The 23079-nt window shown below is 45.8% G+C and carries 21 protein-coding genes; 19 read left to right on the top strand and 2 right to left on the bottom strand.

All coding sequences use genetic code 11. The annotated features are described in order from the left end of the window. Positions 1-22: 22 nt before the first annotated feature. On the bottom strand, positions 23-2395 hold the full coding sequence (ppsA, locus tag ACTS9Y_RS13095) for a phosphoenolpyruvate synthase (RefSeq protein WP_442586372.1): 2373 nt from the start codon (positions 2393-2395) through the stop codon (positions 23-25). A gap of 200 nt (positions 2396-2595) precedes the next feature. On the opposite strand from ppsA, the gene ACTS9Y_RS13100 reads away from it, so the two are divergent. The 8 genes from ACTS9Y_RS13100 (at position 2596) to miaA (ending at position 10003) form a co-directional block, all read left to right on the top strand. Further along, entirely contained in the window at positions 2596-3552 is a 957-nt protein-coding gene (locus ACTS9Y_RS13100; protein ID WP_442586373.1) for a beta-ribofuranosylaminobenzene 5'-phosphate synthase family protein, read from the top strand. Positions 3553-3699: 147 nt separating this feature from the next. Then, positions 3700-4593, top strand: coding sequence for an NAD(P)-dependent methylenetetrahydromethanopterin dehydrogenase (locus ACTS9Y_RS13105; protein WP_442586374.1), 894 nt, complete (start codon positions 3700-3702; stop codon positions 4591-4593). An 8-nt stretch (positions 4594-4601) separates the two neighbouring features. Further along, positions 4602-5699 carry an ATP-grasp domain-containing protein gene (locus tag ACTS9Y_RS13110; RefSeq protein WP_442586375.1) on the top strand — a complete coding sequence of 366 codons (1098 nt, stop codon included), beginning with the start codon at positions 4602-4604 and terminating at the stop codon, positions 5697-5699. Then, positions 5665-6639 (top strand): methenyltetrahydromethanopterin cyclohydrolase, encoded by a 975-nt coding sequence (gene mch / locus ACTS9Y_RS13115; RefSeq protein ID WP_442586376.1) that lies wholly within the window; start codon positions 5665-5667, stop codon positions 6637-6639. Before ACTS9Y_RS13110 ends, mch begins: the two co-directional genes overlap by 35 nt. Before the next feature lie 117 nt (positions 6640-6756). Beyond that, positions 6757-7665 (top strand): ATP-grasp domain-containing protein, encoded by a 909-nt coding sequence (locus tag ACTS9Y_RS13120; protein ID WP_442586377.1) that lies wholly within the window; start codon positions 6757-6759, stop codon positions 7663-7665. 18 nt (positions 7666-7683) lie between these two features. Continuing rightward, positions 7684-8517 carry a triphosphoribosyl-dephospho-CoA synthase gene (locus ACTS9Y_RS13125; protein WP_442586378.1) on the top strand — a complete coding sequence of 278 codons (834 nt, stop codon included), beginning with the start codon at positions 7684-7686 and terminating at the stop codon, positions 8515-8517. A gap of 100 nt (positions 8518-8617) precedes the next feature. Further along, a complete protein-coding gene (locus tag ACTS9Y_RS13130) occupies positions 8618-8992 on the top strand; it encodes a 4a-hydroxytetrahydrobiopterin dehydratase (protein ID WP_442586379.1) in 375 nt (124 codons plus the stop codon). A gap of 54 nt (positions 8993-9046) precedes the next feature. Then, complete coding sequence (gene miaA / locus ACTS9Y_RS13135; protein WP_442586380.1) at positions 9047-10003, top strand: tRNA (adenosine(37)-N6)-dimethylallyltransferase MiaA; 957 nt, start codon at positions 9047-9049, stop codon at positions 10001-10003. Between the two features lie 49 nt (positions 10004-10052). Here miaA and ACTS9Y_RS13140 read toward each other — a convergent pair whose 3' ends face one another. Beyond that, positions 10053-11360 carry an undecaprenyl-phosphate glucose phosphotransferase gene (locus ACTS9Y_RS13140; protein WP_442586950.1) on the bottom strand — a complete coding sequence of 436 codons (1308 nt, stop codon included), beginning with the start codon at positions 11358-11360 and terminating at the stop codon, positions 10053-10055. A gap of 379 nt (positions 11361-11739) precedes the next feature. On the opposite strand from ACTS9Y_RS13140, the gene epsL reads away from it, so the two are divergent. The 11 genes from epsL to ACTS9Y_RS13195 all read left to right on the top strand — a co-directional run bounded on the left by epsL (position 11740) and on the right by ACTS9Y_RS13195 (position 23007). After that, complete coding sequence (epsL, locus tag ACTS9Y_RS13145) at positions 11740-12939, top strand: XrtB/PEP-CTERM-associated polysaccharide biosynthesis outer membrane protein EpsL (protein WP_442586381.1); 1200 nt, start codon at positions 11740-11742, stop codon at positions 12937-12939. A gap of 16 nt (positions 12940-12955) precedes the next feature. Then, complete coding sequence (locus tag ACTS9Y_RS13150) at positions 12956-13852, top strand: EpsD family peptidyl-prolyl cis-trans isomerase (protein WP_442586382.1); 897 nt, start codon at positions 12956-12958, stop codon at positions 13850-13852. Positions 13853-13911: 59 nt separating this feature from the next. After that, positions 13912-14925 (top strand): SLBB domain-containing protein, encoded by a 1014-nt coding sequence (locus tag ACTS9Y_RS13155; protein WP_442586951.1) that lies wholly within the window; start codon positions 13912-13914, stop codon positions 14923-14925. 12 nt (positions 14926-14937) lie between these two features. Continuing rightward, positions 14938-16335, top strand: a complete 1398-nt coding sequence (gene epsF, locus ACTS9Y_RS13160) for a chain length determinant protein EpsF (protein WP_442586383.1) — start codon at positions 14938-14940, stop codon at positions 16333-16335. An 11-nt stretch (positions 16336-16346) separates the two neighbouring features. Further along, on the top strand, positions 16347-17216 hold the full coding sequence (gene epsG, locus ACTS9Y_RS13165; RefSeq protein ID WP_442586384.1) for a chain length determinant protein tyrosine kinase EpsG: 870 nt from the start codon (positions 16347-16349) through the stop codon (positions 17214-17216). Between the two features lie 20 nt (positions 17217-17236). Beyond that, positions 17237-18112 (top strand): exosortase B, encoded by an 876-nt coding sequence (gene xrtB / locus ACTS9Y_RS13170; protein WP_442586385.1) that lies wholly within the window; start codon positions 17237-17239, stop codon positions 18110-18112. Continuing rightward, a complete protein-coding gene (gene epsI, locus ACTS9Y_RS13175; protein WP_442586386.1) occupies positions 18099-18809 on the top strand; it encodes an exosortase-associated protein EpsI, B-type in 711 nt (236 codons plus the stop codon). The genes xrtB and epsI overlap by 14 nt, the downstream gene beginning before the upstream one ends. Before the next feature lie 94 nt (positions 18810-18903). Beyond that, positions 18904-19635, top strand: coding sequence for a WecB/TagA/CpsF family glycosyltransferase (locus tag ACTS9Y_RS13180; protein WP_442586387.1), 732 nt, complete (start codon positions 18904-18906; stop codon positions 19633-19635). 2 nt (positions 19636-19637) lie between these two features. Continuing rightward, complete coding sequence (locus tag ACTS9Y_RS13185; RefSeq protein ID WP_442586388.1) at positions 19638-20750, top strand: glycosyltransferase family 4 protein; 1113 nt, start codon at positions 19638-19640, stop codon at positions 20748-20750. Positions 20751-20791: 41 nt separating this feature from the next. Continuing rightward, on the top strand, positions 20792-21751 hold the full coding sequence (locus ACTS9Y_RS13190; protein WP_442586389.1) for a glycoside hydrolase family 5 protein: 960 nt from the start codon (positions 20792-20794) through the stop codon (positions 21749-21751). Between the two features lie 32 nt (positions 21752-21783). Next, complete coding sequence (locus ACTS9Y_RS13195; RefSeq protein ID WP_442586390.1) at positions 21784-23007, top strand: hypothetical protein; 1224 nt, start codon at positions 21784-21786, stop codon at positions 23005-23007. Positions 23008-23079 lie beyond the last annotated feature (72 nt).

Genomic DNA, 23079 nt, shown 5'->3' on the forward strand with positions numbered 1-23079 from the left:
TGAGTGAAAGAGCTTTAAAAAATTACTTCTTGGTCAGACGCTGCCAGGTTGCAACCACAGTATCCGGATTCAGCGAAACCGACTGGATACCTTCTGCAACCAGCCATTCAGCAAAGTCTTCATGGTCAGAAGGGCCCTGACCGCAGATACCCACATATTTACCTAAACGGTTACAAGTGCTGATCGCCATTTTCAGCAATACTTTGACTGCGTCATTACGCTCATCAAAACCATCTGCCAGAATGCCGGAGTCGCGGTCCATGCCTAATGTCAGCTGTGTCAGGTCATTCGAACCAATAGAGAAGCCGTCGAAGTATTCCAGGAATTGCTCAGCCAGCAAGGCATTGGATGGAATCTCGCACATCATGATCAGGCGCAGGCCGTTTTCACCACGTTTGAGGCCGTTTGCTGCCATGATTTCTGTCACGGCTTTGGCTTCATCCAGGGTACGCACAAACGGGATCATCAACTCAACGTTGACCAGGCCCAGTTCATCACGGACTTTTTTCATGGCCTGGCATTCCATGGCAAAACACTCTTTAAAGTCTTCTGCCATATAGCGCGCTGCGCCACGGAAACCAATCATCGGGTTTTCTTCATCCGGTTCATAGATATCGCCACCAACCAGTTTTTTGTACTCGTTAGACTTAAAGTCTGAAGTACGCACGATCACTGGTTTTGGGTAGAAAGCAGCGGCAATTGTTGCCACGCCTTCAGCTACTTTATCAATGTAGAACTGTTTAGGGCTGGCATAGCCACGCGCACGGTTATGAATCGTGGTCTGGATAGCCTTAGGCATAGCATCGACATTCAAGATCGCTTTCGGGTGTATGCCTACCATGTTGTTAATCACAAATTCCAGACGCGCCAGGCCAACACCATCGTTAGGGGTTTGCGCAAACGTAAACGCCATGTCAGGGTTGCCAACGTTCATCATGATTTTGCATGGCGGTTTGGAGAGTGCAGAGTTGGATTGTGTAGATACTTCAAAATCCAGGGCGCCGTGGTATACAAAACCGGTTTCGCCTTCAGCACATGAAACCGTCACGATCTCACCATCACGCAGCAGATCGGTCGCATTGACTGAACCCACAATCGCCGGGATGCCTAATTCACGCGCAATGATCGCTGCGTGACAGGTACGGCCGCCACGGTTAGTCACCAGGGCACTGGCGCGCTTCATCACCGGCTCCCAGTTAGGGTCCGTCATGTCGGCAACCAGCACATCACCAGGTTGTACTTCATGCATATCGGCCGGATCCAGCACGATACGCACAGGGCCAACGCCCACTTTTTGTGTCACGGCACGACCGGCAACCACTGGCACTGAAGAATGTTTCTGCAGTTTGTATGTCTCGGTGACGTTTTTAGCGGCTTCCTGAGATTTAACAGTCTCAGGGCGTGCTTGCAGGATGTACAGTTTGTTGTCCAAACCGTTTTTACCCCATTCGATATCCATTGGGCAGCCATAATGCTGTTCAATGGTGATGGCGTAGCCCGCCAGTTCCAGGATATCCGCATCATCCAGTGAATAGCGATTGGATTCTGCGGCATCTACAGGCACTGTATGCGTAGATTTACCAGCCTGGGTCGCATCAGAGAAGATCATTTTGATCAGTTTGGAACCCATGGTGCGGCGCACAATCGCAGGCTTGCCTTTAGCCAGTAATGGTTTGTGTACATAGAATTCGTCAGGGTTGACGGCGCCTTGCACCACTGTTTCACCCAAGCCATAAGAAGCCGTAATAAAGGCAACATCTTTATGGCCGGATTCGGTATCAATGGTAAACATCACACCGGCACAGCCGATATCAGAACGTACCATCTGTTGTACGCCTGCAGACAAAGCAACATCGGCATGCACAAAGCCTTTGTGCACACGATATGAAATGGCGCGGTCGTTATATAAAGAAGCAAATACTTCTTTAATCGCATGGTTGATGTTATCCAGGCCATGGATATTCAGGAAGCTTTCCTGCTGGCCGGCGAAAGAAGCATCTGGCAAGTCTTCTGCAGTAGCGGATGAGCGTACGGCGAAAGTAGTGCCTGGCGCTGATTTATCGATCAGCTTGGCATAGTTCTGGGCAATAGCGCTCTGTAAAGCGTCCGGGAACTCCGCTTCCATAATCCACTGGCGAATCTGGCTGCCACATTTGGCCAGTTCTTGCGTGTCATCAGCATTCAGTTTGTCGAGCAAGTCATTGATTTTTTTATCTAAACCGCCTTGGGATAAAAATTCACGGTATGCATCCGCGGTGGTTGCAAATCCGGTAGGTACGCGCACACCTTTGGCATTGAGCTGAGAAATCATCTCACCTAAAGAAGCGTTTTTGCCACCGACTGACGGCACATCGCTATTTCTGAGATTCTCAAATGGAATAACATGACTTACCATATAAAACCCTTAATTGTTTTAAATCAGATGAAAATCTATCGCGGGAAGCAACGGATTGAATTCGAAAGTGAGGCTTACTATTGAGCTAACCTGTTTCTGCAATTACTTTTCTCCCAGCATTATGCCAAAATCATGTTTTAATGTCACGTCAGCATCGCGCTGACATTCCATATTTTTCAGCATCATTATAATTTACCCTCATGAATGCAGTGATCTCCCCGCAACGCTTGGTCAGCGTGAAGACCCATGGTCGGTTACATCTAGGTTTTTTTGATCTAAGTGGGCAAGCCGAAAGACGTTTCGGCAGCGTGGGGGTAGCCATTGATGCATACCACACCGCACTCACCGTTTCAGCGCAACCTCAGCAAACCGCTGTCGACCCATGGGCATCGGCTATCCTGCAGCAGCATTTAAAGTCTTTGGGTTTGAATACAGCGCTTGATTTGAACATTCAGCAGGCGATTCCGCGGCACAGCGGCCTGGGCTCAGGCACGCAAATGGCACTAGCCGTGGGCGCAGGGGTGAATACCTTATTAGATCACCCCGTCAACAGCGCACAGATCGCAGCTGCCCATCAGCGTGGTGCTCGCTCCGGCATAGGCATTGCCACTTTTGATCATGGCGGGTTAGTGGTGGATGGCGGGCGTGGATCAAATACCATTGTGCCGCCTTTGTTGGCTCGTCATGCTTTCCCCGAGGCATGGCATTTTTTACTGATTGTTGACCAGAGCCATGATGGTTTGCATGGCAGTGGTGAAAAAAATGCGTTCAAACAATTGCCGCCGCTTGGCACAGCAGCCACACGCGACATCCAGCACCGGTTACTGATGCAGGGTTTGCCTGCTTTAATTGAGCAGGATTTCCAGGCGTTTACCGGGTTTGTAGGCGCGCTGCAAAATTACAATGCTGATTACTTTGCGCCTGCGCAAGGCGGCCCTTATGCCAGCCAGTCAGTTGCACGCATTCTGCAAGCTTTCCATCAGCAAGGATATCGCGGCCTGGGCCAAACCTCATGGGGACCGACCGGTTTTGTATTAATGCCATCAAAAAATGAGGCTATGCTGCACCAGGCCGCGCTGTCGCAGCAATATGCCCAGCACACACACCTTTCTTTTATTGTGACCGCTGCAGTCAACGACCCCGCACGGATTGAATGAAGTCGTATTCAACAATGGCCAGCGTATTGAATGACATATTCAGGAAAAGTTACTGTTTTTAAGGTCTGCTTTTGATTTTGAACCTATGCATGATTGTGTATATTGCTACGTGATACTATTAAGTAAATGGATTCCACAGGGGGAATAATGAAAAAAACAAGTATTATGCATTTGTTCACAGCCGCTAAAAATGCCAGCCCATTCGATGTGAATATGGCGTTTGATGCAGGCTATGAAAAAATTATTTCCTATACCGACGTCACCCTGAATGAGGTGGTCGCTTTAACCCAGGATGCGATTTTTTCGCGTAGTCCAAGCGGCCTCAAGCAGCAGGCTTTATTCTTTGGCGGTCGCGATATCCAAGTCGCCCTTGAAATGCAGAAACAGGCACGTAGCGCCATGTTTAAGCCATTTGAGTGCCATACATTCTCTGATCCTTCAGGTGCTTTCACCACTGCAGCAGCCATGCTGGCAAAAGTGGATTTTTACCTGAAAAAATCCGGTAGCGGCGTGGGCAAAGAAAAAATCGCCATTTTTGGTGCCAGTGGCACGGTTGGTTCAACCGCTGCGTTGATTGCCGCCCGCCAGGGTTCTACCGTACTGATGGTGGCGCATGCAGGCACAGACAGCATGCAAGCTTATGTCGACAAATTATCCAGCAGTTACGATGTGAAACTGCAAGTGGTGGATGGCAGTTCCGAAGATGCTAAAGTCTCTATTTTGAACGAAGCGACTGTCGCTTTATGTGCCACGCCAGCCGGTGTTCGCGTATTGGAAACCCGCCAGTTTGCCAATTCCAAATCCTTAAAAGTGGTGGCCGATGTGAATGCCGTGCCGCCTTCTGGTATTGAAGGTGTAGATACCTTTTCTAACGGAGGTTTGATTGAAGGCACGCAAGTGGCCGGCTTTGGCGCGCTTGCGATTGGTCAGCTGAAATATGTCACCCAGAATAAATTGCTGGAGCAAATGCTGCAAAGCGAATCACCCATGCACATTGATTACCATCAGGCGTATGAATACGCCTGTGCCCACGTGGAGTAATTGCATTCTTGCGCCTGGCGATCGTGTCACAAAGCGCGCGCATCTATGCACAGCTGGCGCGACGTGAAGGGTTTGAAGTATTGGCAATCGATGCCTTTGCAGATATTGATACAGTGCAAGCCGCACACCAAACATGGCAATTGCCGGCGTTGGCAGGGCGGCTAACTGCTGAAGATGCGCATATCTTATTTGAAAAACTGGATGCCTGGCAACCTGAAGTGCTGATAATAGGTTCCGGTTTTGAAGCAGATATTGCGTGCTATCAGAACCTGCATCAACGCTATGCATTGGCAGGCAATGCGCCTTCGGTGCTCGAGCAAGTTAAAAATCCATATTGGTTAAATAGTTATTGTGAGGCGCATGGCGTGTTGACGCCCACCGTGCGATCTCAAGCGCCGCAACAAGGCCAGTGGTTATACAAGCTAGCAGGGCAGAGTGGTGGGGCGCATGTCAGTGATTGGGATGAGTCGCTAATTGTCAGCCCAGAAGGTTATTGGCAGGCGTTTCAACCCGGTTTGGCTGTAGGTGCACTGTTTGTGGCAAATCAACGGTCAGTGACATTGCTAGGCGTGCATGCACTCAAGCAACGGCAGGGAGACTATACTTATGCAGGCGCGACACGTCTGCACGACGCGCGGTTAACTGCTGCGATGCAAAAAACATTAGAAGCATTGGTGCCTGATGCTGGCCTGGTTGGCATCAACAGCCTGGATACGATTTGGCACGATGGCCAGTTACATGTGCTGGAGATCAACCCGAGGTTAAGTGCCAGCATGCGCTTGTATGCGGAATTACCGTTGATACAAGCCCACCTTGCTGGTACCCAGGGGGCTGTGTCGCCTGCGTTACAGGCAAATACCCAGTATGCCAGCCATTGTATTTTGTATGCACGGCAGGCGATAGAAACAGAAGATATGAACTTCCCCAACTGGTTGGAAGACCGACCAGATGGCGGCAGCGTGACTGCCGGGCAACCCTTGTGCAGCCTGTATGCACAAGGTGACTCAACAAACGAAGTACAGCAAGTATTGCAAGACAAAAAAACACAATTAGAGAAACTATGGGGGACTTATGTCTGTGAACGTATCGAATTCAACATCCATTAGCGTACAGCAATACAGTGCGCCGCTGGTCGCACACCTGATTGCCCACGCACCAGCCCTGGGCTGCCTGGTGACCACCCATGAAAGTGGCGCGACGATTATCGATGCCGGTATTCAAACACCGGGGGGTCTGGAAGCCGGGCGCATCATTGCCGAAATCTGCATGGGCGGCCTGGGTGGCGTCACCCTGCAGCAAGTGCCACAGTTCGCCAACTGGCCGCTGAGTGTGGTCGTGACCGCCAAACAGCCGGTGATTGCCTGTTTGGGTAGCCAATACGCCGGTTGGGCCTTATCACATGAGAAATTCTTTTCGCTAGGCAGCGGCCCGGCCCGCGCCATTGCACAACGTGAAGAAGTGTTCAAAGACATCAACTACAGTGATAAAGGCGAACAATCGGTGCTAGTGCTGGAAACCGATAAGGTCCCGCCAGCGGAAGTGATCGCAAAAGTCGCCAGGGATACCGGCTTGCCAGCCAATAAACTGACATTCATCCTGACACCTACACGTAGTATTGCTGGCTCGCTACAAGTCACCGCGCGCGTGCTGGAAGTCGCTCTGCATAAATGCCATACCCTGCATTTTGATTTGAATGCGATTGTCGATGGCTATGGCGTGGCTCCTGTGCCAGCCCCTTCACCTGACTTTATTACCGGCATGGGCCGCACCAATGATGCGATCTTGTTTGGCGGTTTTGTACAGTTGTTTGTAAATGCTGAAGATGCTGCCGCAGAACAACTGGCGCAACAATTACCTTCTTCTGCTTCCAAAGATTATGGACGTCCTTTCGCTGAAGTATTCAAAGCTGTGAATATGGATTTCTACCAGATTGACCCTATGCTGTTTTCACCTGCCAAAGTCAGCGTCACTAATTTGAAATCAGGTAAAACTTTCTTTGCCGGCCAATTCAATGAGGCCCTGCTGAATCAATCTTTTGGTGGATAAACCTCCGCTGATAAGTGAGAAGATTGCAGGGCGTGACATAAAAGCTTTAAGGCAGATGTAGTAAACAAGCTTTTGAATACCCACTGATACTCACACCGCAGCCATTTTCCTGATCGCATGAAAGTCGTTCCTATCTTCACCGATGAAGTCGCCCAGGCGGGCGGCTGGCATGGGCAAGCCTTGGCGCAAGCATTTGCCCGCCAGGGTTGGCAGGCGCATATGGTCTGCCTGGATAGCTGCCATGTCAGTATCGTAGACCAGCATGTACAAGTGCATATTCCAGGCTTATCGCAACCTTCGCCGATTGCATTTGTGCGTGGCGTTGCCGCCGGGTCTACCCAGCAGATCATCACCCGCATGAATATTCTGCATACCTTGCAACGGCAGGGCATGACTATTTATAACCATGCCCGCGCCATTGAAACCACTGTCGATAAAAGCCTGACTACGCAGCTATTAGCCGAGCATGGCATCGGGACACCGAATACCTGGGTGTGTGAGTACCGGCAGGTCGCGCACCCCCTGATGCAGCAAGCGCTGGATAATGGCAAAACGCTGGTGATCAAGCCATTGTTTGGCTCGCAAGGCAAAGGCGTGCGCTTGATTGAACACCCACAGCAATTCGCCTTGCCGCAGGATATGTTTGTCGATGGCATCTACTACCTGCAAGAAAAAATTGATTGCGGTGCCAACCAGCATGATTACCGTGTGTTTGTGGTCAATGGCGAGCCGGTGGCAGTGATGCGCCGGCAAGGCGATGGCTGGTTACACAATGTGGCACGTGGTGCGCGATGTACTGCCAGTGATGAAGCCGATGTGGCCGAGATCGGCGTGCAGGCAGCGGCAGCGATTGGCATCAATTACGCTGGCGTGGATATCATGCGCGACAAACATGGCAAGTTATGGGTGATCGAAGTAAATAGCATACCCGCCTGGCGCGGCCTGCAAACCATTACGGATTTGAATATTGCCGACATTCTGGTAGCAGATCTGTTACGGTTTGCTGATAAAAATGATGCTGAATAACCCATATCGCCCTCACCTATGAACGTACAAAGCGCCTATTTGAAAGCCTGCCTGGCAGAGCTTGAAGCCCTCAAGCCCGGCAATGTGCATATCTTTGCCGATGGTCACGGCATGCAGGTACAACACTTTATCGATAGCGCAGAAGTCTCGGCGCCGGTGCTGTGTGATGATACGCAATATGGCGATCGCACCTTGGGCCAACGCATACTGGCCGCATTAGAGGTCACCTACGCGAAAGTGGGCTGTAATACCAATCTGGGCATTATTTTATTGGCAGCGCCTCTGGTGCAGGCTGTGTTGCAGTACCCGCAGTTGCCCTTGTTAGACGGGTTAAAGCAGGTGTTGAATGACACAACACTGGAAGACGCGCGGTTAGTCTATCAAGGCATCAGGCTGGTGAACCCGGCAGGTATGGGTGAGCGTCATGAGCACGATGTTGCACAAGCCCCCAGGATCACCCTGCTGGAGGCCATGCGCCTGGCGAGTGCGCATGATATGGTTGCACGCCAGTATAGCGAAGGCTATGCGCAACTGTTTTCCCAAGCGCTGCCCTTATATCAGAGCTATATAGACCGTTGGCAGCGTCCGGCCTGGGCGCTGACAGCTGTATATTTTTATTGGTTATCGTCCGTGCCGGATAGCCACATTTCGCGTAAATATGGCGCGGCAACCGCGCAAGAAGTGCAGCAAGCCGCACATACGCATGCCACCGAGTTTATGGCGCTTGAGAACCCTAAACACTATATGGCGACACTACTCAAATGGGATCAATCGCTCAAGCAAGCGCGACTCAACCCTGGCACCAGTGCCGACCTCACCGTCATCACGGCCATGCTGGCCATACTCGGCTGAACCCAGGCAACCAAAGTAAACACATTGGTTTAAATGGCATGTATGCCTCAGGTATACTGCCTGTTTAAATGAGACCAATCATACTCACAAGGAGAACGCCATGACTGAACAGGTTTTGACCGAGCAGGAAATCCAACAACATTTTGCTGAATCCTTACCGCACTGGTTTTACGAAGAAGGCTGGATCCGCCGTAAATACAAAACCAATAGCTGGAAAGGTACACTGATGGTGGTCAACACAGTCGGTCATTTGGCAGAAGCCGCCTGGCATCACCCTGATTTGACTGTTTCATACGCGTTTGTGATTGTGAAACTCTGCACACATAGCGCCAAAGGCATCACTATGAAAGACATTGAACTTGCACGCAAAATTGAAGAAGTCATTCAATGGCAGCCGAATGCACAAGCCGGTTCAGCCCTGGAAGGCACACCGCAAGACGACCTGCGTTTCAGCTATGTCAAATATGATAAATAAATTGTCTTTGATGAGTCTCTGTAATAAGTAATTGATTGCCCATATTGAAGTTGTATGACCGCACCCGCTAAAACCTCTCTGCCTCCCGCCATTTTCCTGATGGGGCCGACGGCCAGCGGTAAAACCGCAGCCACAATCGCCTTATACCAGGCACTGCCGCTGGAAATCATCAGCGTAGATTCTGCACTGGTCTATCGTAGCATGGACATAGGTACAGCCAAGCCAGACGCCGAAACATTGCGCCAGGCACCGCATCATCTGATCGATTTGATTACGCCGCTGGAACAATACTCAGCGGCACAATTTGCCAAAGATGCGCTATCACTTATGCATGCCGCAACGGAAAAAGGGCGCGTGCCTTTGCTGGTTGGCGGCACCATGCTCTACTTTAACGCTTTGCAGCATGGCCTGAGTCAGCTTCCCGAAGCTGATCAGGATGTACGGGCAGAGATCGAAATAGAGGCAGAAAGGGTAGGCTGGCCAGCCATGCACGCGCAACTGGCAAGTATTGACCCCGTCGTCGCGGCAAAGATACAGCCTAATGACGCGCAACGGATCGAGCGGGCATTAGAGGTCTATCGTATCAGCGGCCAATCCATGAGCGCGCTGCGTGCGCAATCCACCAAACACGAACTGCCGTTTAATATCCTTAAAATCGCGCTGATGCCAAGCGAGCGTGCTGTATTGCATCAACGCATTGCCGACCGCTTTCAACTGATGCTCAAACAAGGCTTTGTGGAAGAAGTCCAAAGCCTGCTTGCGCAATATCCGCAGCTCACTGCTGAAAACCCAAGCATGCGTTGCGTGGGCTACAGGCAAACATTGGCCTACCTGAATGGTGACATTGACCTTAAAACATTGGGAGAGCAGGGCGTCTTTGCCACACGGCAACTTGCCAAACGTCAACTAACCTGGTTGCGCGGGATGAGTGATAACCAAGTAGTTGATTGCCTGAAGCCTGACTGGATCAATATAGCTTCCACATCCATCAAACAACATATCCGCAAATAAAAAAGCCGGAAAAAATTCCGGCTTTTTCTACAATAATTTAAACAAGTACTTAATAAGCGCTGTCTTGACCAACCGCGGTTAACCACACAGTTTTGGCCACAATCAACATATCCAGACGCGGGCTCCAGTTACGCAGGTATTCCAGGTCATAATGCACACGCTGCTCCATTTTTTCCAGCGTATCCGTTTCACCGCGAAAGCCATTCACCTGCGCCCAGCCGGTAATGCCAGGCTTCACCTTATGGCGCACCATGTAGCCTTTGATCAGCTTGCGATACTCTTCGTTATGCGCCACCGCGTGCGGGCGTGGGCCCACGACGCTCATACGTCCTTGTAATACATTAATAAATTGTGGCAATTCATCTAATGACGTTTTACGCAGAAATGCGCCCAATGGCGTAATACGCTGGTCATTTTTTGTTGCCTGAGTGACTTTGCCGCCATCTTCAGTCACAGTCATAGAGCGGAATTTGTACACCAGTATCTCTTGACCATCCAAACCATACCGGCGTTGTTTGAAAATGATTGCACCAGGAGAGGTCAGTTTTATCCCAATGGCAATAATCAATAAAATAGGTGAAATCATAATTAGCACAAACAGCGAAAACAGCACATCCGCCGTGCGTTTAATAAAGCCATCCATGCCAGTAAAAGGGGTGTCGCACACGGAGACGACAGGGATGCCGTTCACTTCAGAGACGCGGCCTTGAATCAGGTCGGTGACAAAAATATCCGGCACAAAATAGATAGAAGTCGTCGTATCTTTCAAATCATCCAGCATTTTTAAAATACGCGGATGGCTGGACATCGGCAGCGCGATGTACAGCTTGTGGACAGTATGCAAGCTCAAATAAGTGCTCAATTCATTCAAACTGCCTAAAACGGGGTAGTCTGCCTGCTGTTCAAGACGGGCAGGCGAGCGGTCTTCAAAAAAGCCAAGTACATTAATCCGCTGGTAATAATCCTCTTTCAGATTATCCGCCAGCAAAATGCCTTGTTCATTCAAGCCGACAATCAGGGTGTTTTGCGGCGGGCCTTGCCACTGGATCAACTTGGGGCTCGCGCACTTCAATAGTTGCAGCACGGCAATCTGAGCAACTGGCGTCAACACCAGCCACAGTAAAATCAACTGCTCGCTATACAGCGTGATGTAGCGAGTGACATAAGCAAAAATCAGAACAAACATCGCGATCAGCAGCCACTGCGCAATGACATCGCGGCACATCTTGGCAAAACCCTTACGGATTTTTGCACCACTGGGGAAGGTAATCGAGAACAACACAATCGATACGATAAATATCGACATCGGGATCTGATTTTCGGTGTAGATGAAAAGCCCCCACAGCACGAACACCATGACTAAAGGCTCAACAATGGATTCCAAGAGGTAAAGCGGACTGTTAGCACCAGACGAGAGGCCGGAGAGAGTTCGGATGGGAGGTTTCTTTGTGGCCATATATTACTTATAATTTGATTTACGACGATTTTAACGCATCTATGATATTTGCACCAATCATACAATAAAGCAATCGTTCTTTAGGGTGGCTGCTGAAGTTAAATTTACATGGTAACCTGTCAAAAAAATGTCATCATAAACAAGCATGATTACTCGCCTTTCATGCCTGAAAGTTAAATAAAGCAAGGCTTGAGAATAGTTCTTGTTTTACTGCATCGCTTTGGTTTTTAATAGTAGAATACATATTGGCGTAAATGGCCTTTTAAACTCAGGGTGGCTCATGCCTTCAAGATATAAAAATAGAAAAGTAGCATTATTCACGCGCAAACTTCTTTGGTGTTGCTGTTTTTTCAATGTGATTCCAGGCCTGACATTTGCAGATGAGCTGGATACGTTGCAATTCATTGCAGACGTCAATAAAACCTACGATAACAACCTCTTCAGGCGCAGTACGAACGAAGTTTCAGATCAAGCTACGATTTCAACCCTGGGTGTACGGTTCAATAAGGCTTATGCACTTCAGCGTTTCATGGCTAACGTCACTTACATAGACAATAAATATCAAGAAAATGATTTCCTTGATTATGCAGCTACTAACTATGATGCCGCATGGAATTGGTCTTTAACTCCAAATTTGACTGGTGTTTTGTCGTCCTCAAGATCGGAACGTCAAATAAACTTTAGGGACATACAAACACCAACTAGAAATTTGATTACGACTAAAGAGAATGTTTTTCGAGCTGAATACTCACCGCACCAAGTGCTCAGCTTAATTATCGGTTACTCTGAATTAACCTCCGAAAATAGTCGCGCATTTAACGCGATTGCTAGTAATGAACAAGTAGGATTGGATTACGGAGTCCGCTATAACTTTCCTTCAAAAAGTTACATTGCATTTATGGGCCATAGAAAACAAGGCTCCGTAACCGGCCGGCCGTTAAATACCGTTCTACAATTTGATACTGGTTTTACAACTTATCAATATGACCTTGAATTTTTAGCCACTGATGAGGGGAAAAGCAATCTCAGGGGAAAAATTGGTTATGTAGAAAAAGAGAACGATAATTTTTCATTGCGTGATTACAATGGAATAATCGGAAGTCTTAACCATGAGTTAGAGTGGACTGGGAAATTAAGATCCACTGTTGGCATAGCACGAGGTTTTGGTGCTTTTGAAACGGATAATAGTACATACACCACTACGGACTCATTAAATGCGTCGTTGAGTTATGAAATTAGTGCAAAAATTCAAGCAAGTACTTATTTCAGTCTCTCCGAACGAGACTTTGAAGGTCGTGGCCGGTTTGATACCAGTGGCAGAGTTGACAAAGAACATGCTTATGGTGCGAGTATTAGTTGGCGACCGATAAAGAACATTGGTTTTTCACTAAGAAGCACAAAATCCAATCGTGATTCAACCTTAGCCCAATTTGACTTCGATGATACGCTCACCAGTGTGAGCGTTGATTTTAGAATTTAAGTGGCTGAAGCATCGCATGCAGACTATAAAAATAAATCTAGATAAAAAGAATATTTCATTTTTAGCATTCGTGACGCTTTTAAGTGGCTGTAGTGATATAAATAGTAATGCTTCTCTTAATAGCTCCAAGGCATTAGCCAAAGTGAATGGAGATGAAATCTCCCTGAATCAATTCAATGCCGAGATAAATAGAGCGCATCTAGATAATGAAGTGGATATTAAGGTCAAAGACCAGCTTTTAACTAAAATAATTGATCGTCAATTGTTAGTGCAAGAAGCCAGCAAGCTGAATTTGGATAGGGCGCCTGAAGTAGTAGAAGCGGTTAATTCAGCCAAGGCGCAAATTTATGCGCAAGCATATCTGGCAAATAGAATTTCAAAATCATCACCGCCGACTGACGGTGACATAAGTCAATATATTGAAGCACATCCGGAAACATGTGCACATCGCAAAGTTTTCTCTACACAAGACATCGTGTTTAATTACGATCGCGCTTTAATAGACCTGACATCATTACAGTCTTCAGCGACTGATATTGATTCTTTACGAGCTATTTTAGAATCCAGGCATATTAAATATAACCTTGTTTCCAGCAGTTTTTCGATGGATACATTGCCGTCAATCTGGGCAGATAAGCTGAAAACTGCCTCTGTAGGCAATTTATTGTTTACGCATGACAGTCATAAAGTCATCGTAAAATCTATTACAAACATTACAGAAAACCCGATGAGTGCCGATGAAGCTAAGAACTATGCTGCCAAAGTGTTATCTGAAGATAAAAAACAAAAGTTTATAACTAGCGAAGTTACTCGGCTAAGAAAGCTATCTACCATTAAAATTTTAGATAGCGAAATGGCTTTAGCGAATAAATCGCATTCACATACTGTCAACCCCCCTTTAACCAAGCCCTAAAGGTTGTCGATTTTTAATTTCTCATCTTTATTAAAGTGAACACATCTATGTCTAGATCAATGAAGTACCTGTTAGCTTTTATCTTGTCGATATTCAGCCTGATATCACATGCTGAATACACGCTTGGCGCTGGTGATTATGTCAGGGTCACTGTCTATGGCGATGCTGATCTGTTGCGTGAAACCCGGGTGTCTGAAGATGGCGTCCTCACATTACCATTGGTTGGTGAAGTGAAAGTTGGCGGCTTAACCACCATTGAAACAGAAAAGCGTATTGCAGAGCAGCTTAAAAAAGGTGGCTTTATTGCGAACCCACAGGTGTCGGTGCTTGTGCTTGAGTTTATGAGCAAGTCTGTATCGATACTGGGTGGCGTATTAAAGCCAGGTCGTTACCCCATTACTCGCCCATCAGACGTGAAAGATCTAATTGCCGAGGCTGGTGGCATAACATCCGATGGCTCCGAAGTGATCACTGTTGTTAAAGGAGATAAACGCTCTGAGTATGATTTGCATGAAATCATCAATCAACAAGTTAAATCTGCAGACATTATTCTTAAAGGCGGTGAAACCATTTATGTAGGCATGCGTGATGTTGCTATTGTTGGTCAGCTGGCACGCCCAGGTAAATTCGGCATACAGGGTGGTCTGCGTAAACTTAGTGATTTTATCGCGCAAGCTGGCGGCCCGACGGAAGCAGCCGGCGAAACCTTATTTTATACCACTAACGTTTCAGGCACGCCGGTCACTGAAGAGATCAATATTGACCAACTTTTTCGTGCACCATCTTCAGATATCAATAAACAGGTAAATCCTGGTGATGTGATTTATGTGCCAGTCGCACCACAGATTTATATCTACGGTGAAGTACAGCGCCCGGGCATGTATAAAATTGATAAACACATGACCATCATGCAAGCCATTGCCAAAGCGGGTGGGTTAAGTGTTCGAGGCACACAGCGTTCCGTTAAGCTGCATAGAAAAAATGCTGCAGGGGAAGTGATTAAACTTAAACCTGAACTGAATGGTACTTTGCAAGATGAAGATGTCTTGTTTGTTGAGGAAAGCTTGCTTTAAGGGGTAGACAGAATGACATTTTCACAATTATTGGCCATATTGGCTGCACGCCGCAAAATCATATTGATTACCTTTTTTACTGTGGTATTGATCACTGTTATTTTCAATATTCTCAGTCCTAAGGAATACACAGCCTCTACGAAGGTGCTTCTAAATAACAAAGTAGTTGATCCGGTAACGGGAGTTTCTTTAGGTGCTCAGATGACGGATAGCTATATGGCTACCCAATTACAGGTTTTACAGAGTGACACTGTAGCGTTGGAGGTTGTTAACCGTTTGGGGTTGGCAAACAATCCAAACGTTCAAGAGCGGTTTAGGAACAGTAATGGCGGCCAAGGTGAAATTAGCCTCTGGCTAGCAAGGGCATTAGCTGGGAAATTGAATGTTGTTTATACGAAAAGTAATGTGATTGAAATTACTTATTCGGCTGCTGACCCGCAGTTTGCTGCATTGATAGCTAACACTTTCACCGATGTTTACATCGAAAAAAGTATCAAACTGAAAACTGAGCCCGCACAGAAAGCTGCTACCTATTTAAATCAACAGGTACAAGCGTTGCGCGACAATCTTGGAAAAGCGCAATCAAAATTCACTTCCTTTCAGAAAGAACATGGTCTGACAAGTAATGATGACCGGATAGATGTTGAGTCCTCAAGACTCAGTGAAATGTCAGCGCAACTCAGTATGGCGCAGGCGCAATTGGTAGAAGCGAATTCCCGTTTTCACGATGTCACACAAAATGCATCTGATTCACCAGATGTTGCGCAGAGTGGCTTGGTACAAAATCTGAAGATGGAACTGTCTAAGGCAGAAGCAAGCCTGGCGAGTATTTCCGAGACAGTGAGCAAAAACCACCCGCAATACATCTCATTGACATCTCAAATTGATAAACTGAAACGACAGCTTGCAGACGAGATTACAAAGGTAGCGAGCAATCTTGGCGGCACAGCCAGTATCACTAAAGAACGCGTAGCCGTGCTCAAACAACAAGTTGAGCAGCAAAAGCAGAAAGTATTAACTTTGAACCACACACGTGGCGAGATGATGAGTTTGCAAAATGACGTCATGAGTGCGCAAGCAGCTATGGAAAATGCGAGCAAATTATATGGACAAAACAGCATCGAAGGGCAGTCGGACCAAGGCAATATTGCATTGCTTGATACTGCCAGCCCTCCTTTTAGCCCTTCCAAGCCAAGAATTTTCATGAACACATTCTTCTCGGTGCTGGCAGGTATTTTCCTGGGGCTTTTGTTTGCAATGCTTGCTGAGTTACTGAATAGAAAAGTACGTGCGACACAAGATCTGGTTGATTTGCTCGATGCACCCGTATTTGTCATCAGCAACAGTAAGAAAAATAAACGATTACTGACCAGATTTACCCGCAGTAATAAATTATTGCCTTCCGCATAGAAAGTATAAGTATGGTAGACAATCAAAACCTAAGTTTGCAACGGTCTCAACGCTTTGACATTATCGGCAAAGTACTAGTCGATATGGGAAAGCTAAGCGTCGAATCTTTAAATGAAATTCTGCGTCTTCAGAACGAGGATGGATTAAAGTTTGGTGAGGCGGCCAAGAAACTTGGCCTGCTGGATGACTCTGATATTCAACACGCTTTGGCATTGCAATTTGAGTATCCTTACCTGTCTGAAAATCAGACTTTATTCAGTAAAGATCTCATCGCGGCTTACTCTCCTTACTCGCATCAAGTAGAAGCACTCAGGGCTTTGCGTAGTCAATTGATCCTGCGTTGGTTCAGCGAAGGGCATAAAGCGCTGGCTGTGATTCCAGCTTCAACAGGAGCCGGTGCTAGCTACCTTGCTGCCAACCTGGCAATCGTATTCTCCCAGCTGGGCCAAAAGACCTTATTGATTGATGCGAACTTGCGTAACCCAAAGCAACATCAGCTGTTTAACCTGACATTGAAGCACGGCTTGTCAGATGTGTTAATTGGCCGTGCGGATTTTCAGCATGCATTTTCAAGAATTGACGCATTACTTGATTTGACGATTTTAGGCGCAGGTACTATTCCACCTAACCCGCAAGAGTTGTTGAATAATATCCGCTTCACACAATTATTGAATCAACTCAGTGAAGCATTTGATGTGATTATTATAGATAACGCATCGACTGAATCCTGCTCTGATGCACAAGCGGTGGCTCTACGTAGCCAAGGCGCGCTGATCGTTAGTAAGAAAGATGCAACAGAAGTCGTGCATGTTGAGAACTTACGTGATCAGTTAAACCTGGCGTCTGTTCGCATTGTAGGCTCAGTCCTTAACGAGTTTTAGAGAACTGCGAAGCAGCCGTTATGAACATATCTGAGATAAACCAAAAAGCCATTCAGTATTTCTTACCTATACTGATTGGCTTATTGGTGATGTATGTGCCGACTTATTTGCACACCAGTGAGACCCTATGGGCAACAGATGATCAATCCCACGGCCCCATCATCCTATTTTTGATTGGCTACCTGGTGTGGACAAGAAAAGAAGAGCTATATGCTGTTCTCGAAGAGTCTAAAAAATCGCCCATTATTGGCGGCATTCTTTTTGCGATTGGTGCATTTTGTTATGTGATCGGTCGTTCACAGGATATTTTGATTCTCGACTTAGGCTCACAGATACCAATTGTCATCGGTTTGGTGCTGATGGCTTATGGCAACAAATTCTTGAGAGTGATTGCTTTTCCGATCTTCTTTATGATTTTCCTGCTACCGATTCCAGGGGCATTTCTGGCAGCGATTACATTGCCAATGAAAATCGCAGTGTCATATGTGGTTGATAACCTGTTGTTTCATTTGGGTTACCCGATTGCACGTGATGGCGTGATTCTTCAAATCGGGCAATACCAGTTAATGGTCGCGGATGCCTGTGCCGGGATGAATACGCTGATCTCGTTAGAAGCATTAGGCCTGCTGTATTTAAACCTGGTAAGGCATGATTCGCTTGCAAGAAACCTGATTCTGGCAACGCTGATTGTGCCCATTTCATTTACGGCCAATGTCATCCGAGTCACCAGTTTAACGCTGATCACTTATTATTTCGGTAACGAGGTTGGTCAAGGCTTTATTCATGGCTTCGCCGGCATCGTATTATTTACGGTGGCCTTGATCCTGATTTTGGCAGTAGACCATACCATCCAATGGTGGCTAGATAAACGTAAGAAACCTCATGAACTTAGTTAAAACACTGCCTAAATTCCACCCGTTAAGTCTTTACTTGGCCTTGATCATGGTGATTCTTTCGATAACTGCTTTTGCATTAAGGCCTAACGAAAGAATGTCTGAACAAAAACAGCAGTTCAATCTGGAGGCCATGATTCCTCAGCAGTTTGGCGACTGGAAAGAGGATGAAGCCTCCAATGGCTTGTTAGTGGATCCTAGCGTGGCCGAAAGCGTGAATAAAGTTTATTTGCAATCATTATCACGCTCATACATTAATAGCAAAGGGCAGCGGGTCATGCTGGCGATTGCCTATGGCGGCGATCAAAATGACATGTTGCAGGTGCATAAACCTGAGATTTGTTACACCGCTCAAGGTTTTTATGTTGAAAAAAGCCATGACTCGCCATTTAGTACAGATTTTGGAAGTTTTACGGTCCGGAAAATGGTAGCGGTTAAAGGTTCAAGGCAAGAGCCTGTCACTTATTGGGTGACAATCGGTAATAAGGTGGCGGTCAACCCTATTCAATGGCGGCTAGAGCGTATACGTTACGGATTAACCGGTGTTGTGCCCGATGGCTTGTTATTCAGGGTGTCCACCATAGGCGATAACATTGATGATGAATACTCAGTACAGCAGCAATTTGTGACTGACTTAATGAATAAAATTGCTCCGGATGCCAGAGAGCGTTTATTGGGAGTTAAAGACGGTACTTTTTAGCTAATCACTATGTACAGTTTATTCAAACAACGATGATGCTAATTGAAATATCGTCGCTGTAAGCTTTTAAATCAAGGTTGGTAGCGCTATAAAAATGCTGAATTTGTCCCACATTCCTGTACTTAATATCACGAGAGATACCCTCAAAAATACCATTATGCAGAGAGTGGGTGAGGGTAGGAAAACACTGCTGTTTTTTGCTAACACCAATTTAATTGTAAAGGCTCAAGCGATTGTCTCGCGCTTGCATAGCCCGGATGTAATGATTGTGAATGACGGCATTGGTGTTGATATTGCAAGCTGGTTAGTGCATGGACAAAGGTTTAAAGACAACCTGAATGGCACAGATTTCACGCCGTTTTATTTCGAGGGCAACTTACAGCATAAAATTTACCTGATCGGCAGCACAACGCCGGATCTAGAAAAAGCGGCTTTTTATTTTACTCATACGCTAGGGCAAAAAATTGTAGGGGCTAGCGATGGATTTGAAGATATTAAAAATCCGCAGTTGATAGATAAAATCAATGCTTCCGGTGCGGATGTCGTACTGGTCGGCATGGGTAACCCATTACAAGAAACCTGGATACTTGACCATTACCAGGCGTTGAACGCCAAGCTTTTCATGGGTGTAGGGGCTTTGTTTGTGTTCCTGGCCGGGAATAAGCCTCGGGCACCAGAATGGGTGCGTCAATACAGGTTGGAGTGGCTATTCCGCATGTTGCTGGAGCCTAAACGGCTAGTTAAGCGATATACCGTAGATATCGTCTATTTTTTATATTTGTGCCTAAAGAATAAAAGCGCAACCAAGCAAGGGAAAGCAAACTAGTGATGCGCGTTGCACATGTGGTCAGACAATATTTACCGTCATTGGGCGGTTTGGAAGAAGTGGTACGCAACCTGGTGCAGGAGCAACTGCAACAAGGTTTGCAACCTTATATCATCACACTAGACAGGGTATTTAAAAAAGCTGACCAAACGCTGCCTGCTGAGGAAATCATTGAAGGCGTGCAGGTCATCCGCATTCCATATTTTGGCTCTGATCGCTACCCGATTGCCTTTTCTGTTTTAAAGCATTTGAAGCAGGCAGATTTAGTGCATGTGCATGCCATCGATTTCTTTTATGACTTTTTGGCCTTAACCCGGTTGATTCACGGCAAACCGCTGGTCGTTTCTACGCACGGTGGCTTTTTTCATACCGGGTTTGCATCCAGACTGAAGAAAATCTATTTCCATACCATCACCAGACTTTCTTCAATTGCTTATAAAAAAGTGATTGGCTGCAGCGATAACGATGGCGACATATTCTCGGCCATTATCAAAAGCAAAAAATTATGCGTGATTGAAAATGGCGTAGATATTCAAAAGTTTAATAATGCCGCTTCAGAAACGTTGCAGCCCGTTTTAATATACTTTGGTCGCTGGTCCGTCAATAAGGGGCTGTACGAAGCAATTGATGTCATTGCGGCGCTCAAATCGCAAGATTCAACGCAACCCTGGCGGCTGATTATTTGCGGCCGTGCATATGACCTATCGGAAGCTGATTTAAAAGACTACGCAAAAAAACAAGGGGTCGATGAGCGAATCCATGTGTTGAATAACCCGACAAATCAACAAATAAGTGAGCAGATTGGGCAGGCGAGCTACTATATTTGCTTATCCAAGCATGAAGGATTCGGTATTGCACCCATTGAAGCAATGAGTGCCGGCTTATATCCAGTGCTTAGTGCTATCCCGCCATTTGAAAAACTGGTCAATCAAACAAATATTGGTATCAATATTAAAACTAACAATCCTTTTCAGTTGTCAGAAAAAGTAATGCAACTACATCAATCACGAATGATTGATAAAAAAAGCATTATTACTTCTGTAACCATTTACGCATGGGCTAACGTTGCCCAAAAGTACCTGCGTGAATACCACAATGCGATTGGAGAAAAGTGATGATATTGCGATCAGTTTTGGTAACTTGCCTAATAAGTGCATTGAGTGTTAACAACGCTTACGCGGAAGAAACGCAACAACTAGTTGGCGTGAATATCTCTGGCGCAGAGTTAAATGAAGGAAAGATTCCGGGCCGACACGGCCACGAATATATTTGGCCAAGCGCGGATGAAATTACGCGTTTTGCAAATGCCGGTTTTACCGTTATTCGAGTACCATTTACATGGTCGCGTATGCAACTAGAGCTTAATAAGCCTCTAAATAACAATGAGGTTAAGTATTTAGATATTGTCATAGAAGCAGCAAAAAAGAACAATATTAAAATAGTTTTGGATCCGCATAATTATGGGAGTTATCAAGGAAATTTGATTGGTTCAGAAGCTGTGCCAATGGCTAGCTTCGGTGATTTTTGGAAAAGGCTTGCAGAAAGATACAAGGACTCACCTAACGTCATATTCAACTTGATGAATGAACCTTTTAAACAAAAATCATCTGAATGGGCATCGCAAGCGCAAGTTGCCATTGATGCAATTCGTTCTACGGGTGCAAAACAGCTTATCCTAGTCCCGGGTACAAATTGGACTGGCGCACATTCATGGATCGGTAGCGGAAACGCTGAAGCCTTGAAAACAATCAAAGATCCGGAAAATAACTATGCCTTTGATATGCACCAGTATTTCGATAGTGACTCAAGCGGCACTCATTCCACCTGCGTAAGTGGAGATGTGGGGGTTGTACGACTCGAAAAGGCTACCAAATGGTTAAATGAGAATGGGCAGCGTGCATTCCTTGGGGAATTTGGTGCATCAGCTGACCCCGTTTGCCTTAAAGCATTAGATAATACCTTGAAGTATTTGAAACAAAACCAGAATGTTTGGATAGGTTGGACTTATTGGGCGGCTGGAAAATGGTGGGGAAACTATATGTTCAATATTCAAAGCCTGGATGCTGAAAAGACACCGCAGTTTGGCATTATCAAAAACTACTTGGTAGATAAATAATTACCAAGAACAACCATTTATTTGAAAAAAATATGCGCAGCTTTCGTTTGAAATATAACCTTAAACAACATGAGAGTGCCTCTTCGGATGCACTCTCAAATTATGCAATTTTATTGTTGTTTTCGGCACTTCTATATCAGGCGTTTTTCTGTTTTGTAAATACACATTTTTTTAGGATCACTCCATCACTTTTGATGTTGACGGAAATTGTTTTACTGACCGGAGTAGTGGCTTTTTTCATCCGGGGGCCAATTTCTCTAAAGATGCTGAGTTTATTGGTTCTCGTATTCGCCAATGCCTTTCTTTTAGTCATATTTCAACAACACTTTGACCCCAAGACAATACGCAACCTGATGATACCAATCTTGATTATTTGGTTAGGGGCTCAATACAACAACAAAATATCCCCTGACCAATTGTTAAAGTATTTCACATATATAGTCATAGCTGTTGGGTTGGTTGAATTTATTCTACCCGCAGTTTATCGAATATTTTTTAATGTGATTGAATACCAAGTAGCTACTGGCAGAGCCTCTGATATAGCAATTGAATATTCACAAGGTGGTTTTTCTATGAATGGTACGCGTTGGGGTGGTAGACATTTGCTTCCATTCTTAGGTGATCACCGTACATCTTCTGTATTTCTAGAAACAGTCAATATGGGAAATTTTGGTGTGCTTATCGCATGTTGGGGACTATCTAAAAAAGATATCAAGTCTGGTCTATTTTTTATTGCAGCAGCCTTTGCTGTGGCGGTTTTGGCTGACTCCAGATTTGCATCTACACTCATTACCATTTTGTTGATCTTACGGTTTTTATTGCCTCTCAAAGCCTTGGAAATTACTTCATATTTAAGCCCATTTTTAATACTTTTATTTTGTTTTTATCTATATACCCCAATAAATATGGATGACTTTAAAACACGCCTCGGCACTACTGGATACTACATACTTAATTTCAAGGCGAGTGAATTTTTTGGACTTTCTAACTATCATTACAGCATGTTCGTTGACCAAGGCTATGCCTATTTGATTCATTTCACAGGTCTAACATTGCCACTAATCATGTGGTTTAGTTTTTGTCGTTTAAATATGGCGACTAATGAAGGCAGGATTTTTAAAAGTTTATTTGGCGTACTAGTTGCTGCAAACCTTGCAATCAGCGGAGATTCAATTTTCTCGTTTAAATGGGTCCCTATTGCATGGTTTTTATTAGGTACACTATTAATCAAAAAGAACAATATAGCTAAGGGTTAAAGTGAATTCAAAGGCAAAGTATTTAGAGTTGGAAAGCTTAATAAGCCTAGCACTGATTTTTTTGATTAGTCA

The sequence above is a fragment of the Methylophilus sp. genome (assembly GCF_052173275.1).
Classification (GTDB): domain Bacteria; phylum Pseudomonadota; class Gammaproteobacteria; order Burkholderiales; family Methylophilaceae; genus Methylophilus.

Coding starts and splice junctions, on each gene's coding strand:
- ACTS9Y_RS13125 (WP_442586378.1), top strand. CDS start 7,684: ATGAACGTACAAAGCGCCTATTTGAAAGCCTGCCTGGCAGAGCTTGAA.
- epsF (WP_442586383.1), top strand. CDS start 14,938: ATGACATTTTCACAATTATTGGCCATATTGGCTGCACGCCGCAAAATC.
- ACTS9Y_RS13180 (WP_442586387.1), top strand. CDS start 18,904: ATGCTGAATTTGTCCCACATTCCTGTACTTAATATCACGAGAGATACC.
- ACTS9Y_RS13185 (WP_442586388.1), top strand. CDS start 19,638: ATGCGCGTTGCACATGTGGTCAGACAATATTTACCGTCATTGGGCGGT.
- ACTS9Y_RS13105 (WP_442586374.1), top strand. CDS start 3,700: ATGAAAAAAACAAGTATTATGCATTTGTTCACAGCCGCTAAAAATGCC.
- epsI (WP_442586386.1), top strand. CDS start 18,099: ATGAACTTAGTTAAAACACTGCCTAAATTCCACCCGTTAAGTCTTTAC.
- ACTS9Y_RS13150 (WP_442586382.1), top strand. CDS start 12,956: ATGCAGACTATAAAAATAAATCTAGATAAAAAGAATATTTCATTTTTA.
- epsL (WP_442586381.1), top strand. CDS start 11,740: ATGCCTTCAAGATATAAAAATAGAAAAGTAGCATTATTCACGCGCAAA.
- ACTS9Y_RS13130 (WP_442586379.1), top strand. CDS start 8,618: ATGACTGAACAGGTTTTGACCGAGCAGGAAATCCAACAACATTTTGCT.
- ACTS9Y_RS13140 (WP_442586950.1), bottom strand. CDS start 11,360: ATGGTGTTCGTGCTGTGGGGGCTTTTCATCTACACCGAAAATCAGATC.
- ACTS9Y_RS13195 (WP_442586390.1), top strand. CDS start 21,784: ATGCGCAGCTTTCGTTTGAAATATAACCTTAAACAACATGAGAGTGCC.
- ACTS9Y_RS13155 (WP_442586951.1), top strand. CDS start 13,912: ATGAAGTACCTGTTAGCTTTTATCTTGTCGATATTCAGCCTGATATCA.
- miaA (WP_442586380.1), top strand. CDS start 9,047: ATGACCGCACCCGCTAAAACCTCTCTGCCTCCCGCCATTTTCCTGATG.
- epsG (WP_442586384.1), top strand. CDS start 16,347: ATGGTAGACAATCAAAACCTAAGTTTGCAACGGTCTCAACGCTTTGAC.
- ACTS9Y_RS13100 (WP_442586373.1), top strand. CDS start 2,596: ATGAATGCAGTGATCTCCCCGCAACGCTTGGTCAGCGTGAAGACCCAT.
- xrtB (WP_442586385.1), top strand. CDS start 17,237: ATGAACATATCTGAGATAAACCAAAAAGCCATTCAGTATTTCTTACCT.
- ACTS9Y_RS13120 (WP_442586377.1), top strand. CDS start 6,757: ATGAAAGTCGTTCCTATCTTCACCGATGAAGTCGCCCAGGCGGGCGGC.
- ppsA (WP_442586372.1), bottom strand. CDS start 2,395: ATGGTAAGTCATGTTATTCCATTTGAGAATCTCAGAAATAGCGATGTG.
- mch (WP_442586376.1), top strand. CDS start 5,665: ATGTCTGTGAACGTATCGAATTCAACATCCATTAGCGTACAGCAATAC.